The organism is Hymenobacter sublimis, assembly GCF_023101345.1.
In the GTDB taxonomy this organism is placed as follows: domain Bacteria; phylum Bacteroidota; class Bacteroidia; order Cytophagales; family Hymenobacteraceae; genus Hymenobacter; species Hymenobacter sublimis.
Genome location: NZ_CP095848.1, coordinates 2,969,229 through 2,985,545, shown reverse-complemented (window position 1 = coordinate 2,985,545; position 16,317 = coordinate 2,969,229). Strand labels below are relative to the sequence as shown.

At 60.6% G+C, this 16,317-nt stretch carries 10 protein-coding genes; 5 read left to right on the top strand and 5 right to left on the bottom strand.

Going from position 1 to position 16,317, the window contains the following annotated elements:
- Positions 1–536 precede the first annotated feature (536 nt).
- On the top strand, positions 537–1,595 hold the full coding sequence (locus tag MWH26_RS12450) for a phage holin family protein (RefSeq protein ID WP_247974546.1): 1,059 nt from the start codon (positions 537–539) through the stop codon (positions 1,593–1,595).
- Positions 1,596–1,764: 169 nt separating this feature from the next.
- On the opposite strand, the gene MWH26_RS12445 is transcribed toward MWH26_RS12450, so the two are convergent.
- The 5 genes from MWH26_RS12445 to MWH26_RS12425 all read right to left on the bottom strand — a co-directional run bounded on the left by MWH26_RS12445 (position 1,765) and on the right by MWH26_RS12425 (position 10,965).
- On the bottom strand, positions 1,765–2,070 hold the full coding sequence (locus tag MWH26_RS12445; RefSeq protein ID WP_247974545.1) for a hypothetical protein: 306 nt from the start codon (positions 2,068–2,070) through the stop codon (positions 1,765–1,767).
- A 68-nt stretch (positions 2,071–2,138) separates the two neighbouring features.
- Positions 2,139–3,053 carry a DUF6565 domain-containing protein gene (locus MWH26_RS12440; protein WP_247974544.1) on the bottom strand — a complete coding sequence of 305 codons (915 nt, stop codon included), beginning with the start codon at positions 3,051–3,053 and terminating at the stop codon, positions 2,139–2,141.
- A 320-nt stretch (positions 3,054–3,373) separates the two neighbouring features.
- On the bottom strand, positions 3,374–6,532 hold the full coding sequence (locus MWH26_RS12435; RefSeq protein WP_247974543.1) for a serine hydrolase domain-containing protein: 3,159 nt from the start codon (positions 6,530–6,532) through the stop codon (positions 3,374–3,376).
- A gap of 204 nt (positions 6,533–6,736) precedes the next feature.
- Positions 6,737–9,646: an endo-1,4-beta-xylanase gene (locus tag MWH26_RS12430; protein WP_247974542.1), complete on the bottom strand. Its 2,910-nt coding sequence runs from the start codon at positions 9,644–9,646 to the stop codon at positions 6,737–6,739.
- Positions 9,647–9,939: 293 nt separating this feature from the next.
- Entirely contained in the window at positions 9,940–10,965 is a 1,026-nt protein-coding gene (locus tag MWH26_RS12425; RefSeq protein WP_247974541.1) for an alkaline phosphatase D family protein, read from the bottom strand.
- 197 nt (positions 10,966–11,162) lie between these two features.
- On the opposite strand from MWH26_RS12425, the gene MWH26_RS12420 reads away from it, so the two are divergent.
- The 4 genes from MWH26_RS12420 (at position 11,163) to MWH26_RS12405 (ending at position 16,216) form a co-directional block, all read left to right on the top strand.
- The gene (locus tag MWH26_RS12420; RefSeq protein ID WP_247974540.1) at positions 11,163–11,543 is read left to right on the top strand and encodes a hypothetical protein; all 381 of its coding nucleotides are present in this window, start codon (positions 11,163–11,165) and stop codon (positions 11,541–11,543) included.
- Between the two features lie 118 nt (positions 11,544–11,661).
- A complete protein-coding gene (locus tag MWH26_RS12415) occupies positions 11,662–14,040 on the top strand; it encodes a TonB-dependent receptor (protein ID WP_247974539.1) in 2,379 nt (792 codons plus the stop codon).
- 179 nt (positions 14,041–14,219) lie between these two features.
- Complete coding sequence (locus MWH26_RS12410; protein ID WP_247974538.1) at positions 14,220–15,779, top strand: PepSY domain-containing protein; 1,560 nt, start codon at positions 14,220–14,222, stop codon at positions 15,777–15,779.
- Positions 15,779–16,216, top strand: a complete 438-nt coding sequence (locus MWH26_RS12405; RefSeq protein WP_247974537.1) for a hypothetical protein — start codon at positions 15,779–15,781, stop codon at positions 16,214–16,216. Before MWH26_RS12410 ends, MWH26_RS12405 begins: the two co-directional genes overlap by 1 nt.
- Positions 16,217–16,317 lie beyond the last annotated feature (101 nt).

The window sequence follows — 16,317 nt, the reverse complement described above, 5'->3', positions numbered from 1 at the left end:
CAGCGCAGGCATGAAGCGGGGGAAGGGTAGCCACGATACATGCGCCACGATGGGAATTCCACCTGTGAGACAAGCAGAGCCTAAGCTGGGCGATGGTAGGCCAGTAAACAAGTGTGCTGTTCCTCTGGACTACTTGATAAGCAAATCCTAACTGACGGGCTTAAGCGCCGACGAGAAAAATTATACATAACTGATGTAGGCTCAGTTACTTGGCTCTTGCATGTAGTGCCTGCTTCCTATAGCCCGTTGTTTGGAAGACCGGCCATAAGCCTGCACTATACCGTGAACTACTGGAGTTCAGAAGGATAAATAGGCCTTGAACGCGCCCCGCATGCCCTAGAAAGGCCGCTGACGCCTTTTCACCGCATGCTTAGAAGTAGCAAAGATTCAAGAAATTGAATTGGATAAATACAATTAGTTCGTATTTAAGTCAAACTGAGGGTAGTGCCAGACGTATAGAGGGCTGTTCGACCTGCGAATATCCTTCTCTACACAAGTAGCGGCTTAAGCCCCGCTACTACAAACCAAAACATGTTATGGCAACGAGTACTGATCCACAAGACCACCAGCGCGTGGTTGCAACTTACACCGATACGCCTTTGTCGGCGCGTCCGGGGGTAGCGGGCGTAGTGCCTGCGGTAAAGCGTATTTCATGGGGTGCCATCTTGGCCGGAGCCGTGCTGGCTCTGGTTATTCAACTGGCATTGAGCCTGCTTGGGCTAGGTATTGGCCTGGGCACCGTCGATCCGTTGGAGGAGCAGAATCCAATGGCGGGCATCGGTATTGGCGCTGCCATCTGGTGGGTAGTCAGCATGCTGGTTTCCTTGTACTTGGGTGCCACGGTAGCGAGTCGGCTGGCCGGGATTCCACGTCCCATCGATGGCTTGCTGCACGGCCTACTTACCTGGTCGGTGGTTACGCTACTCACGTTTTATCTGCTTTCAACGGCGGTAGGACGTATTATTGGCGGGGTGACGGGCGTGGCCGGTCGGGCCCTGACTGGGGCTGGGCGCGGTATTGCGGCCGTGGCACCCGAGGCCGGCGAGGCCATTAAGGACGAGCTGCAACAGCGCGGCATTGACGTAAGCGACTTGAAGCGCGAAGCTCGTTTGCTGCTCCGTCAGACCGGCAAATCGGAACTGAACCCCGATAGACTGGAGCGGGAAGCCAAGGCCGCGGGCCAGGAAGTACAATCAGAAGCCTCGCAGAGTGCTCAGAACCCCCAGGGTGCCGATGATAACTTCGACGACGTAATTGACCGCCTCACCAGCCGGGCCGAAAATATCGGCAATGCCGCCGACCGCGACGCTGCGGTAAACGTGGTAATGCGCCGCACGGGTAAGAGCCGCGCGGAGTCGGAACAGATTGTGGATAACTGGATTAGCACCGCCCAGCAAGCCCGCGCCAAGTTCGACCAAGCCAAGGTGCAAGCCGAAGCCAAAGCTCGCCAGACCGGCGACCAAGCCGCCGAAGGCCTTTCCAAAGCGGCATTGCTGGCTGCGCTGGGCCTGGGCCTGGGAGCTGCTGCCGCGGCATTTGGCGGGCGCCGGGGCGTCCCGCACGACCTGGCTGTAGCCGGAGCCCCGGTAGCGTAGTTGGGCCAGTAAGATGCGCGGGCCGTTCAAGCGCACCGCTTGTTGTACTGCTCATCTGCACCCGGTAGTATGTACCAGCTTACGCGAAGAAAGCGCCTCGCCAATTGGTGGGGCGCTTTTTTCGCGTAAGCTGCAAGCGTAGGTAGTGCAGCAAAGCGCCTGCTAGAACTTACGGGCGCTGCTGCAGAGAATTGCGCCAATTAACGGCATTCAGCGCCTGCCAGGCGGTAAAATCTTTGTCAACAGTAACATAGCCACTGGGCGAAATGCGGCGGCCAGCGCTGGTTACGGAACTAGACTTCAGGCGTAAGGTCAGGCGCATGGACTGCTGGTTCCGGTCGGCCAGGCCCAGGGCAAAATTCGCCAGACTTTCGCCGGTTTGCTCCCCAAGCACGTCGCGCAGGTTGCCTTCCAGCGTAATGAGCGCCAGGGTTGGATAGGTTAGGACCTTGGCGAAAGCAGAAGTGGTAGGCAAGTGCCTGCAAAAAAGCCGGCTTCTGCGTGCAGAAGCCGGCTGTTGCGTTCCTGTGGGGGCACGACGTGCTACTCCGCTTTCTTTTCGTCTTTTCCGTCGAATACGTCCTTCACGGCGCCGCCTACTTTCTTGCCTACTTTCACGGCTCCCTTGCCAACGTCCTTGCCGGTTTCTTTGGCGTCCTTGGCAATGCTAACGGCGTCGGAGCCGGCGTTGCGAGCCGACTGCCCCACCTTTACGCCCCCGCCTTTGGCCTTGGCCTCGTCCAGGTCGCCGGTTACTACGTCGCCGCCCTGCGACACCCGCGACTCCGTCTTGTCGTACGACTTAAAGGCCGCGTACTTCAGCTTTTCCTTGGAAATTTCAGCCTTGTCTTTCGTGCTGACCTCGTCCTTGATCTGGTCGTATTTCTTGTCCATGGCGCGCCACTCCGCATTAATTACGCGCCAGTCGCCAATTTCGTACTTGTCCTCGTTGGCTTTCACCCGTTGAATGAAGGCCTCGTACGTCTGGCGGGCGTTGGCTGCCGTCATGGCCGTAGCGGGGTTGCTGGCTTTGTAGAGCTTGGCTGGGGCCTCGTTTGCCGGAGTTGAGGTGGCCGCCACCGAGGTAGTAGTTGCCGACTCCGTGGTCATCATGGCGCCAGTTGTGTCGGTGCTGGCCGTGGCGCTGGCAGAAGCACTGCTACCACTTTGGGCGCGGCTGTAACGCTCCTGCAGGCGCTGAATTTCTGCCTGCTGGGTGGTATCATACTCGGCATTGTACTGCTGGGCGGCGGCCAAACGAGCCGCGAATGTATCGGGAACGGTAGTCGTGGGGTTTGTTTCGGCCTCGCTGACGTAGGCTTGCAGGTTGTCGTAGGCCCGCTGTCCTTGCTCCGATACTTCTTTTTTGTCCTTGGATGAGCAGCTGGTGAAGGTAGTGGCGCTGCTGGCTAGCAGCAGGCCAGCCAGTACAGCGGCATTGATGTGTTGTTTGAACATGAGCAGGTAAGAAAAAGTAGATAACTAAAACGCTTGTTTACAATGTCTTAAAGAATTAACGCAGCTCGGGTTGTACCCAAAAGCCAAGGCGTTGGCGCGAGTCTTCCGGTGTTTACTGCCTTTCTTAAGCCGCTCATACTAGTTATTGACGCCGTTTCGGTAGTGAAGTAGGGAGGTAAGGCTGGCCCTCAATAGGTAGGCGTACCGGGCCTGCTCACGGGCTTTTGGGCGACAGTGCTTAGCCTTGGTAACGCTCAACACGGCGCAAAAAAAAGCCCCAGCTGATTTAGCAGGGGCTTTTTTGAGGTAGTAGACTTCGGTTAATTTTCCTGGGGCACAGTGCTTTCCACGGCCTGTTTCCGGGCCTGCTGAATGCTTTCCAGCGCCACCTGCAGCACTCCAGACCGCACGCTCAGCTCCGTGATTTTATTGTTGCGGCGGGTGGGGTTCACGCGGTTGGTCAGCACAATACACGTCAGCTCCTCCTTGGGGTCAACCCAGAAGTAAGTGCCCGTGAAGCCCGTGTGGCCGTAGCTGAGCTGAGAAACACTCCTGGCCGAATTCACCGTGGGATTAGCAGCGGGCCTATCGAAGCCAAGGGCGCGGCGGTTGTCGGGGCAAAACTGGCAGCGGGTGTACTCGGCCAAGGTTTCCGGCTTAAGCAGCTGCTGCCCACCGTAGCGGCCATTCCAGGCGTAGAGCTGCACCACTTTGGCCAGGTCGTTGGCGTTGCCGAACAGGCCCGCGTGGCCCGAGAGGCCGCCCAGCAGGGCGGCGCCTTCGTCGTGCACGGTCCCGTGCAGCTGGGCGTGGCGGAACAGGGAGTCGTACTCAGTGGGCGTGATGCGGCTGAGCGGAAAGCGTCGGGTAGGGTTGTAGCCCAGGGTAGTGGCGCCCAGGGGCCGGTAGATTTCGTCCGTCACGAACTGGTCAATGGTCTTGCCCGAAGCCGACTTCACGAAGCGCGGGTACATGATAAACGACAAGTCAGAATACACGTAGCCCGGCTTCTCATTCAGCGGCGACTCGGCAATGGCTTTGGTGATGCGCTCCGGGAAATCTTGGCGGGCCCAGAGGCTAGGGCCGGCCGGCAGCGGGAAGCGGGCCGAGGAATCGGGGCGGAAATAACGGCGGCTCATTGCGGCGGGCCTGGTGGCCGAAACGTCCTTGGCATCGGGACTCTTGCCGAATAGGGAGTTGAACAGGCCGCGGGGCTTGGTGTAGTCTTTCCAGAACGGAATCCAGGCTTTCAGGCGCGCTTGGTGCGTGAGTACGTCGCGCAGCTTCAGGCTTTCCTTGTTGGTGCCCTTGAACTCCGGAAACAGTTGGCCCAGGGTCATGTCGGGGTTGAATTTGCCTTCATCCTGGAGCTTCATCAGGGCCGGCAGCGCCGCCGATACTTTGGTCACGGAGGCCAGGTCGTAGAGGTCGGTGTTGCGAACCGGGCGGGCCGTTTGGCCCGCGGCGGCAGGGTAGGAGTGGGTGCCGTAGCTTTTGCGCAGCACCACTACGCCGCGGCGGGCAATAACTACCTCGCCGCCGGGAAAGGCGCGGGCCGCTACTGCTCCGTTCATAATGGAGTCCACGCGGGCTTCCAGGTTGTTGTTCATGCCCACGGCCTCGGGGAAGCTGTAGCGCAGCCGGATGCCGCCCTTGGTAGCCAGCCCCGCCCCGTATGGGTACCGGTCGGAAACCGTGACGGGTAGCTTGCCGCTGGCCGATATGCCCCCGAAAATAACCTCGGCGGCTACGTCCTGGGCGTTTTTGCTTTCCTGGTAGGCCAGCACCACCGCGTCGGCGCGGTCCAGGTCCCGGACTTTTGCCACGGCGTACGCCGAGCCAAACACCGTCACGACCAGCTTCTGACCCTTGCCGCCCAGCTCCCGCAGCAGCACGTTGGTTTCGGGCGCTACCCCAAAGTTGGTAGCGGGTAGGCGGCCCAGGTTGTTCAGGCCCACCAGCACCAGGTTGTAGGGTTTCAGGGTTTCGCGCATGCGCGTCAGCTCATCCATGCTAGGGGCGGCGGGCAGCCAGAAGTGGCGCACCGGGGCGTAGTCGGCCGCCATGCGCTGGAAGTCGGTGGTATCCTTGGTACCGATGGTGAGGGTAGCCAAGCGCAGCGTGTCGAGGCGTTGCAGGGGTAGCAGGCTCTTCTGGTTGCGGAGCACCGTCACGCTCAGCTCCGTGAGGCGCTGGCTCAGGTACTGGGCGTGGGGCGTGTTCAGGTCGGCTGTAAGGTTGCGCAGGTCAATGGGACGGTACCTGTTCAGGCCGGCCCACTCCTTCAGGGCCAGCACCTTGCGGCAGCGGGCATCCAAGTCGGCCTGGCTGAGTAGGCCTTTGTTGATGGCTTCGCGCACCATCTTCAGGGCCAGCGGAATGTTCTTCGAAAACTCCAGAATGTCGTTGCCGGCCAGCAGGGCGCGCAGGTCGGCGTCGCCGGGCGGATACTTCGAGATGACGCCCTTCATGTTCATGGCGTCGGTGAAGATGATGCCCTCGAAGCCCAGCTTCTGTTGCAACAGGCCCTGGATGATGGGCTTGGAGAGGGTAGAAGGCAGGCCCGTCGTATCGAGGGCTGGAATGTTAAGGTGAGCCACCATCATGCCCCCAATGCCGCGCTTAATCAGGCTTTTGAAGGGGTACAGCTCCAGGGTATCAATGCGCTTCTTGTCGATGCGGAGCAGGGGTAGGGCCAGGTGCGAATCGGTGTCAGTGTCGCCGTGGCCGGGAAAGTGCTTGGCTACGGCCAGCACGCCCGCGTCTTGCATGCCCTTCATGTAGAGGTAGCTTTTCTCCGTGACGCCTTCCCGGTTTTCGCCCCAGCTGCGGTAGCCGATGACGGGGTTCTGGGCGTTGTTGTTTACATCGACTACTGGCGCGAAGTTGACGTGCATGCCCAGGCGCTTGAACTGGGCCGCTACCTCGGTGCCCATATCATACACCAGCTGGTTTTCGCGAAGGCCGCCCATGCTCATCTGGTAGGGAAAGCGCTGCACGCTGTCCAGGCGCATGCCCACGCCCCATTCGGCATCCATGGCTACCAGCAGGGGCACTTTGCTCTGGCTCTGGTAGCGGTTCAGGAGCTTGCTCTGGCGTATCGGTCCGCCCTGGAAGAAGATGAGGCCTCCAATGCCATACTGCTGAATCAGGGCCGAAATAGAGTCCTCATCAATGCGCTTGCGGTTGGAGTAGGCCGCCACCATGAACAACTGGGCTACCCGCTGGTCGGGCGTGAGGGTTTTCATCACCGAGTCAACCCACCTGGACTGGCCCAGCTGGCCGGCAAAGGGCACCGGCTGGTTGCGGCTTTTGGCGGGGGTAGGTTTTCTCAGCTGCGCCGCCTTACTGGCCGCCGTGGGGGCCTTGGCAGACGAGCTGCGGCCAGAGGTAGTGGCGGTTTGCTTAGGTGCAGGTGACTTTTTGCGACGCTGAGCCGAGCTGTCGAGCGGGCCCAGCAGCGCTAACAGTAACCACAAAAACGGGAGTGAGCGGGTAAGAGGCAAGGGTAGGGGCAGCAGTTAAGTGGGGGTAGACTGCGAATTTAGGAGAAATGCCAAGGATGGAGGAGCCTCGTAGGGCAGCGGCACCGCGCCGGCACTTCGCCTTTCAGGCCAGTACATAAAAAAGAGCGGCTGGATTCAGCCGCTCTTTCAGAAGTGTTGCTTGAATAAACTAGTGGTTTACTTCACCAGTACCAGGCGCTTGGTTTCGATGCGTCCGTTTGTGAGCAGGCGGCAGGTATAGATGCCTTCCGGCAGGCCGTGGCCTTCCAGGGTGGCCGTGTACTCCTGGCCGGCCTGAGTTGGGCCCGTAAACAGGGTAGCCACCAACTGCCCAACCTGGTTGTAGACTTGCACCTGTACCTGGCCCGATTCGGCGGAGCGGAAATGCAACACCGTGCGTTCCGTGAAGGGGTTCGGGTAGGCTTCAAACAGCTGGCCGGGGCCGTTCAGACTTGCCCGCGTATCGGCAGACATCTGGCTAGCGGAGCTGCTGACCTCGTCAGGCGTGCACGAGCCCAAGGCATTGGTATTCTCCGTGTTGACGTGCGCAGGCACCGCCTGCACGGATACGCAGATTACCTTGCCATTCTTGCACACCAGCACCTTGCCGGAGTTGGGATTGTTGCTGCAGCGTACATCCAGCACGGTCAGCGTTACTTCCTTGGTAGCGGAGCAGCCAAACGCATTGGTCACCGTTACCTCATAGCGGTACACGCCCGGCTGGCTGGCCGTGAAAACTGGTTCGGCGGCCGTGGTGCTGCTAAGCCCCTCCGGACCGCTCCAGCGGTAGCTGCTGCCCCCCGAGGCCGTAAGCGTCACGCTCTGCGGACCATAGCCCAGGTATAAGGTAGTCGGAACGCTGCCCGTGTACACCTCGTTGGCAGGGGTAACGGTCAGGCGGGGGGTGGGCAGCGGATTTACGGTAACCACCGCTTCACCCGCCAGCGAGCTGCCCGTGCAGGAAGCATCCGCAACAGCCGTGAGGGAGTAGGAGCTGGTGCCGGCGGGGCTCACCGAGAACGTGTAGGGCGAAGCCGTAATGCCCGTAACAGTAACCGGGGTAGTGCCATCGGTATACGTCAGGGACCAAGGAGCCGTGCCCGTCAGGGCCACGCTTAGGGTGGCGCTACTACCCGCGCAGATGGCCGTTGAGCCGCTCAGCGTGGCCGTGGGTAAGGCGTTGATAGTTAGGTTGGCGTGATTGGCATTACCGAGTACCACGGGGGACGCACTAACTACCCGGATGCGGTAGCGCGTGCCAGGCGCTGCTGCGGGCGGCAGGGTAGCGGCAACCGAGTAGCTGCCAGCTCCCGAAGCCGTAACCTCGCCAATGGGAGTAGGGGTAGCAAAGCTGCCGGAAGCGTCGGAAAGCTGGGCCGTGAAGGTGCGGCCCGGAGTAACGGTGCCGGCCACGGTGAAGGGCACGCTCAGGCTGCTACCCGCGCAAAACGTGGTAGAAGCCAAGGCGGCAGTGGTAATAGTTGACAATTGAGTCTGCTGCACGTACTCGCGTAGCCATTTCAAGGCGGGGCGCTCGGCGCCGTTTTCGTAGGCTAGGTAGGCGCCCTGGGCCGTACGCCAGTGGCCGGGTCGGTACCCCCAGAGCGTAATACCCTTCACGGCCGGGTGCTCCCAGAACAGCGGAAAAATGCGCTGGTAGTCCGTGAGCTGAACCTGGTCCTGCAGGCCATCAATATCGAGCTCCGTGATGTAGATGGGCAGGCCGGAAGTAGCCAGCAGGTTCAGGTTGCTGGTGAGGGTAGCCGAGGAGATAGGCTGGGTAGAAAAGGCGTGCCCCTGAATGCCAATTACATCAATCAGGTTTTGCTGCTTCAGCAGATTAATAATGCCGAGGTAGCGCTGGGCGTTGGTCGCCGTGTTTTCTACGCTGTAGTCATTCAGCATCAGCTGCGTATTCGGGAAATACGTGCGGGCCAGCTTAAACGAGGTAATCACCCAGTCCCAGCCGGTAGCGCCGCTCCCGCCCAGTGCTTCAATATAGTTGCCGCTGCCTTGGTCGGTGGCGTTGCGCTTGAGCGGTGGGTCGTTGGTGGGCTCGTTCACTACCTCCAGAAACGCAATGTCGGGGTAGCGCTGGGCTACGGCCGCAAACCACTCCTTTATTTCCGCCAGCTGCTCGGCCGGGGGCAAATTCTCCAGCCAGGCTGGCTGCTGATTGCCCCATACCAGCACGTGCATCCGGAATGGAATATTCTGCCGCCGGGCCTGGTTGTAGGCCGAATCCAGGCCCGTCCAGTTCATCACGTTGCGGGTGGCTTCTACGCTGCCCCACTTTCCATCATTCTCTGATACTACCTGATTCCAGTACTTCGAGAAGTTGACTTTCTGGACGTTGCTGTACGCGCCGCCCAGGAACTTGGGCTTGCCCGTGGCTATTGGCGGGCCGGGCGGGGTGTAGGGCGGCGGTGGAGGCGTAACCGAGCCCTGTTGGCCGTTATCAAGGTTGTTAACCGTAAAAAATACCCCGGCCGCCCCAAACACAAACTTGTCAATATCGAGCCCATTTTCCCGGCTCCCAATTTCGAAAGTTTGCGTTAGGCTGCTGGCGGGCACCGTGAAGCTGCCGCCCCCGAAGGCCGACATTCTCACCCACTTCCAAACGTTGGTGGTTGAGGCGGTGCCCGCGCCGTTGACTATATCCGAGCCGGTAGTGTACCCTCCGCCGGCCAGGCCGTTGGCATTCACCCAGCGGCTGGTTTCGAAGGCCGAGCGGCTGCCAAAGGAGTTGGGGATGTAGTAGCTGTCATCGTTGAAAGCGCCCGACCCAACCCGCACCCGGGCGTATAAATCGTAGGTTCCGGCCCCCGGAAACGTCACGGAGTACGAAAGGACCCGGTTTTCCGCGTTGGGGCTTTGGGTTACGCCATTAAGCGTGACAAAGTCGCCGACCACCCGCACAAAGCCGGTTCCGGCTTCAGACGAGAAGGTAAGGGCTACGGGGGTAGTTGTGGCATCCCGCACGGTCCCGGCTTCGGCCTGCACCGTGACGGGGGCGTTCTGGCCATAGGTGGCCAAGCTGGAGAACAGGAGCGCCGGAAACGCAAGTAAGCGTCGGAGTGGAAGCATTCGTTGGTGGGTTGAGTGAACAAAACACAGGAGCAGCATACTAGATGAAGGCAATTTCACCTTGTATTTTTCCTAAGATACAGTGCCCAAAAATTCCACAAACTGCTTACAGTGAGCTAGTTTAAAGATAAACTATGCAACCGATTGTGATATTTCTTTGCAATCGGTTTCGGTAGGTGATTATTCTAAAAAGCCAAAATTCTGTAAGCACCAGCCGCGTTGACTTCTGACTGGTAAGGCCGTGCTGGTTGGTAGGAGGCCTGCGTTTTGCGCAGTGCCCCGGTGGCTGCTTCCTACCGCGGATTCAGTTGAATTTTTTCTGAGTAGAACACCTTGCCGTCGTCGCCTCGCAGGGAGGTGGTAAGCAGCAGCTTGCGGCCCTTGGGCTGAAACTGGAACAGGGCATAGTGCTTGTCGTTAACCAGCGGACTGACGCGGTACTGGTTCGGCTCCGAGGTGTTATGGGTAGCCGGGTGGGTTAGGCCGCTAGACGTGACTTCGTACACGGGGTAGGGCACGCCGGGCACGGGCACTTTGGAAACCTCCCCGATGTGCCGGTCGCCGCTGATGAGGACTACCCCTTTGGCCTGGGTAGAGGCCAGTAGTTCCAGGAAACGCCGCCGGGCCGCCGGGAAGTTGGCCCACTTCTCGAAGCGGTGCTCCTGGGGTAGGAACTGAATGCCGGAAGCAATGATGTGAGCGTCGGCGTCGGAGTGCTGGAGCTGCTGCCGAAGCCACTGCCACTGCGCTTCGCCCAGCACGTCGCCGGTGGGGTTGGGGTGGTACACCTGCTGGGCGTCGCGGGTGAGCGGGTCCTGGAAATACCGGTCGTCGAGCAGAATCACCTTAACTTTTTTCTTGCCAGCCTGATACTCGTAGGCGGCATACATGCCCTCTTGCTGGCGGCGGGGACTACCGGCGGGCTCCTGCAAAAAGTCGAGGGCCAGTTGCTGATTCTGGGCCTTAAAGGGGTAGTTCTTGTCGCCGTCGTTGCGGCCGTAGTCGTGGTCGTCCCAGGTCCCAATAATGGCCGTGCCTTGCTCGCGCAAGGAGCGGTAGCCGGGGTTGTTGAATTCTGCCTCGTACTTGGCCTTGAGCACCGCCGGGTCGTCGGAGTCCCCATAAATATTGTCGCCGAGCCAGATCCACACATTGGGTTTATCTCGGGCAATATCGTCCCAGAGGGGTTGGGGCAAATCGTGGCGGTTGCAGGAGCCAAAGGCGATGCGCAGGTCTTTGCCAGCTTTTTGCGCGGTAGCCGCTGGGGGCAGCAGTAGCAGAGAGCCAGCAGTCAGCAGGTAGGTCAGGGTTGCTTTCATGCGGTAAAGATGCACCTGGCCGTTGCCTTCGCGCGTGAGGTAGCAATAAGGTAACAAGGCGGCTAACACCCCGCCCGGCCACCGCATGCTGCTAATTGAACGGTATAAAATCTCGCTGCTGCCGGATAATACTTGGTGCCAACCCGCTTCCGGTGTTCCTTTGCAACGTGTACCCATAGTGCCTAACCCTTGCTTGCGTGCGTAAGGCCATAGCCATTCTGCTGCTGTTCTCGCTCTCGGTGCATTGCGCCGGGCAGCTGGGTATTGCAGCTAGCTGGTGGCTGAACCAGGACTACATTGCCCGGGTGCTGTGCATCAACCGCGACAGACCCCAGCTCAAGTGCAACGGCAAGTGCCACCTGCGCAAGCAGCTCAAAGCCGTAGCCGAGCACGAAAAAAAGCAGCAGCCCAGCAGCAAACAGGTTTTTCCCGAAATCACCCTGTTCTGCGTGGTGGCCGCGCCGCTGCGGGTTAGCCCCCCGGCGCATTTTACTACCCCTCTGCGCTACGCCACTTACCGCGTAGCCCACTACGCCTGGGACCGGCCCGGCCCCGACCACCCGCCCGCCGAGGGCTAATTGACTTCGCTTTTCCTGAATCTGGCGGGCCCGCGTAGCCTTGCCCGGCACCGTGCGCGTGTCCGGGGCGCGGCGCGGCCTGCCGTCAATTAGCCTCGCTACTACCTTGAAAAAAATCATGCTGTTGCCCCTGGCCCTGTGCGCCAGTCAGGCAGCCTGGGCCCAACGTGCCCTTACCGGCCGCGTGTTCGATGCGGCCACGAAAGAACCCCTGGTGGGCGCCACCATCCGCACGCCAGATGGGCAATTAGGCACTGCCAGCAACGCTACCGGGCAGTTTTCACTCGCTACAACTGCCACTGAACTGGTGGTATCGGGGGTGGGCTACGAAGCGGCTACCGTGAGCGTGCCTGCAGATGGAGCCGCCCTGCGCATTGGTCTGAAACCGGCGGTGCAGGACCTGCAAACCGTGGTGGTGACGGCCAGCCGCGAAGCCCAGTTGCGCACCGATGCGCCCGTAGCCATTGCCAAACTCTCGCCTACCGTGGTGCAGGACACCAAGCCCACGCTGCTGGCCGAGCTGATTAACAAGGTACCGGGCGTGGTGATGCTCAACTACGGCAACGAGCAGCACGCCATGGGCATCCGCCAGCCCTTCGGTACCAGCGCCTACTTCCTGTATTTAGAGGACGGAATTCCGCTGCGGCCCATGGGCGTGTTCAACCATAACGCCCTGCTGGAGTCCAACCCCTTAGCCATCAACTCAATTGAGGTGGTGAAGGGTCCAGCTTCCTCGCTCTACGGGCCCGAAGCGGTAGGTGGGGCCCTGAACCTGCTCACCAAGCGGCCAACTGCCGTGCCCACGGCCAGCGTGGGCGTGCAGGCCGACCAATATGGCTACCGGCGGGTGCAATTTGGAGGAGGCGGGATGCTTACGTCCCGGCTCGGCGGCTTTGTGAGTGGGTACGTGGCCCGGCAGCGCAACTCCTGGCTCGCCAGCTCCAACTACGACAAGGTAAGCTTGAACGGCCGGCTGGAGTACGCCCTGGGCACCCGCACCCACCTAACAGCCGCCGCTTCCTACAACGATTACGACTCCCAGACCAGCGGCTCGGTGGACAGCGTGGCCTACTACCGCCGCGAGTACAGCAGCCCGACCGACTTTACCTACCGCAAAACCTACGCCCTGCGGGCCCGCCTGACCGCCGAGCAGCAGTGGAATGCGCAAAACCAGACGACGCTCACCGGCTTCTTCCGCGACAATAGCATCGGTCAGAACCCCTCGTACGGCATCCGGTGGCGGTCCGGCGCTACTACCGCTACGGGCGAGGTCAACGAGAACAGCTTCCGGAGCTACGGCCTGATTGCCCAGCATAGTGTGCGCTGGAATTGGCTTAGCGCGCGCCTGTTGGGCGGGGCCAGCCTCGACTATTCGCCCACCGAGTACGATGCCCACCAGCTTGATTTGGCGGCCCAGCTGCGGCCCGATAAAAAGTCGGTGGAGAAGTACACCATTACGGCCGACCGGCCCGACCTGCTGCTTGCCGACTACGACACCAAGCTGCTAAACTCGGCCATGTACGCTCAACTGGACTTCCATCCGCTGCCCAAGCTCCAAGTAACCCTGGGCGGGCGCTTCGATAGGATGTCTTTCGACTACAATAACTACTTGGATAAGTCGAGCGGGACGAAAGCCTTCCAGCAGGCTACCCCTAAAATCGGGCTGACCTATGACTTGGGGCGCGGGCGTGGCCTGTACGCCAACTACTCCCAGGGCTTCTCGCCGCCGGGCCTCACGGCCATCTTCCGCAAGCGGCCCGGCACCGGCATTACCACAACCACCGGGGAGGTGGTGCCCGCCGAGTTTTACTATAACCTGCGGCCCGCGCGCTTCTATAACCGCGAAATTGGGGGCTGGGCTTCCGTGTTGAACAACAAAGTGTACGTTGATATAGCGCTCTATCAGCTAGATGGGCGCAATGAGCTGCTCAGCATCCGCCAGCCCGACAACTCCACCGACTACCAAAGTGCGGGCAAAACCCTGCACCGCGGCATCGAATACAGCCTGACTTGGAAGCTTACTGCGGGACTATTCTTCCGCTTCGGCGGCACCAACGCCCTGCACCGGTTCGAGGATTTCACCCTGAGCACCAGAGCCACGGATGCAGTCAAGGACGTGAATGGCAAGCAAATGCCCCAGGCCCCGCACTGGGTAGCCAACACCGAGCTGACCTACAAACCCCAGTGGCTGCCGGGCCTGCGCACCTCCCTGGAGTATCAGCGCATTAGCAGCTGGTACCAAGACCAGGTAAATCAGGTTCGCTACGACGACCGGACTTTGTTCGGGGCGCGTGGCGTGAGCGTGCTGAATCTGCGGGTGGGCTACAGCTGGCGCGAAACCCTGGAGGTGTTCGTGAACGTGCTCAACCTCTCCGATGAGCTGTACGCCAACGCCGCCACCCGGGGCAACGCCACCACCGACCGCACCACCTTCACACCCGCCGCCCCACGCACGGTAGCTATAGGAGTGCAGTACAACTTCATTGGAAAGAAGTAGGGTAGGCGGTAACAAGTGAGGGCTGACGAGTGACAGGTGACAAGCTACCGCCAGACCAGGCAGGACAGATGCTTTTGCAACATCACCATACGAGGAATCTAAGGCCTGCGTCAGCACACACCAGCTTCCCCATAACACGGACAAACAGGGCCCTTAGGCCTTGAAAACATACTTTTCTTATGCAAACAACCCAACAAGCCGCGCCGGCTGCCCGGGCGGCTAGCCCGTTGAAGCGGGCAGTACAGCGCAATATGTTCCGCTGGCACCGCATCATCGGGCTGCTGACGGTGGTACCAGTTGTTCTCTGGACCCTGAGCGGGCTGGCGCACCCGCTAATGAGCAACTGGTTACGGCCCAAAATTGCCCGCGAGGCCCTGGCGCCTACCCCCGCGGCCAAACCTAACGTGTCGCTGCGGCAAGTGCTGGCGCAAAACCAACTAGCCAGTCTGCGCAACGTGCGGCTGGTGCAGTGGCAGGGGCAACCGGCGTACCAGGTACAACTAGGTACGGACGCCGCTACGGCGGTACCGCGCTACTTCAGTGCCGCTACGGGGCAGCCGCTGCCCGCCAGCGCCGACCAGCAGTTTGCCGAGCAGCTGGCCCGGTATTTCGCCCAGGACTCAGGGGCGGCGGTGAGCAGTGCCGTGCGCCTCACGGAGTTCGACCAGGACTACAAGTTCGTGAACCGGCTGCTACCCGTGTGGCGCGTTGCCTTCAATCGGCCCGATGGACTAGTGGTGTACGTGGAAACCGCGCCGGCCCGGCTGGCGACGTTTAACAACACCGGCCGCAGCACCTTCATTCGGGTGTTTGATCTGTTCCACAACTGGTCGTGGCTGGAGCTACTTGCGGGCAATACGTTTCGGGTGGTAGTCATGCTGGTGCTGCTGGGTGTTATCATCGCCTCGGCCCTGAGCGGACTAGTGATTTACGGGTTCCTGTGGGGCAAATTCCGTACGCCCCGCAGCGCCCAGGACCACGTAGGCTGGCTGCGGAAGTACCACCGGCAGGTAGGGTTGGCCGTGGCCCTAGTTACATTCACTTTCGCGGGCAGCGGGGCTTTTCACGTCTACCTCAAGCTTCACCCCGATGACCGGCTGCGCTACCAGCACGCGCCAGTCATACCCGCTTCGGCCCTACCCGTGGACCTAACGGAGCTGCCCGTAGCCTGGGAAACTGTGCAGCAGGTTGCCCTGGCCGAACTTAACGGGCAGGTGTACTACCAAGTGTTTCAGCTACCTAGGGCCGAAGCAACAGATGCTACCCCCGGCGCTAGCACCGGGCAACCAGTGGAAGCCGTGCGGGCTACTCCGGTGGCCTACTACAGCGCCGCTACCGGTGAGCTGCTGCCCGATGGGGCCTCGCGCTACGCCCGCAGCCTGGCCGATTCTTTCCTGCGGCAGGCCGATGGGGCTACCCCCGCCCTACGCGGCAAGCCCGAGCTAATCGACCATTTCGAGGGTGAGTATGGCTTCATCAATAAGCGCTTGCCAGTTATGAAGGTAGCGTATCAAACCCCGCAGGAAACGACCCTGTACGTGGAGCTGGCTACGGGGCGCCTGGCCGCTCGGGTTGAAAATACCGCCCGCTACGAGGGCCTCAGCTTCGCCTTTCTGCACAAATACCACGCCGCCGGCCAGCTTGGCAAAAACATCCGCGACATCATCACCATGCTGGCGGCGGCGGGGGTGCTGGCCGTGTCGGTGCTGGGCTTGTGGCTATTTATCAAGATGAAATAATGCGCCGAATAATGTTAACTACGTGGCTAGCTGGTAGCGCAACCCTGCTGCTGCTGGCCTGCCAACCCCAGAACGACCACCCCGCGGAAAGCAAAACGCCCGCTACCCGCGCCGCCGTCATGCGCCAGCATGATGACCTGATGGGCCGCATGGATGCCCTTACTACGGAGCGCCAGCGCCTCACCGCCCAACTTGCCGCCACCGACTCGGCCACTACTACCGGCTACCGCCGCGCCCAGCGCCTGCACCGCGCCATTGCCGCCCTACGCCGCGCCGATGCCGCCATGCTAACCTGGATGCACCAGTACCAAGAGCCGGATACCGTGCGGCTTACCGCCCACCAGTACGAAGATTTCTGGAACACGGAAGCCGAGGAGTTGCACGAGCTAGAACGCCACATGGCGGCCGCCCTGGATTCAGCCAAGTCCGTGCGGTAGGCCATAGCTGAACTATACCGCTGCCCAACGATGCGTATTTCAGCGCGAGCTACCGGTGTTTAGGCGGTCATTACGACGCAGGAGGTATCTGTGAGTCAAGC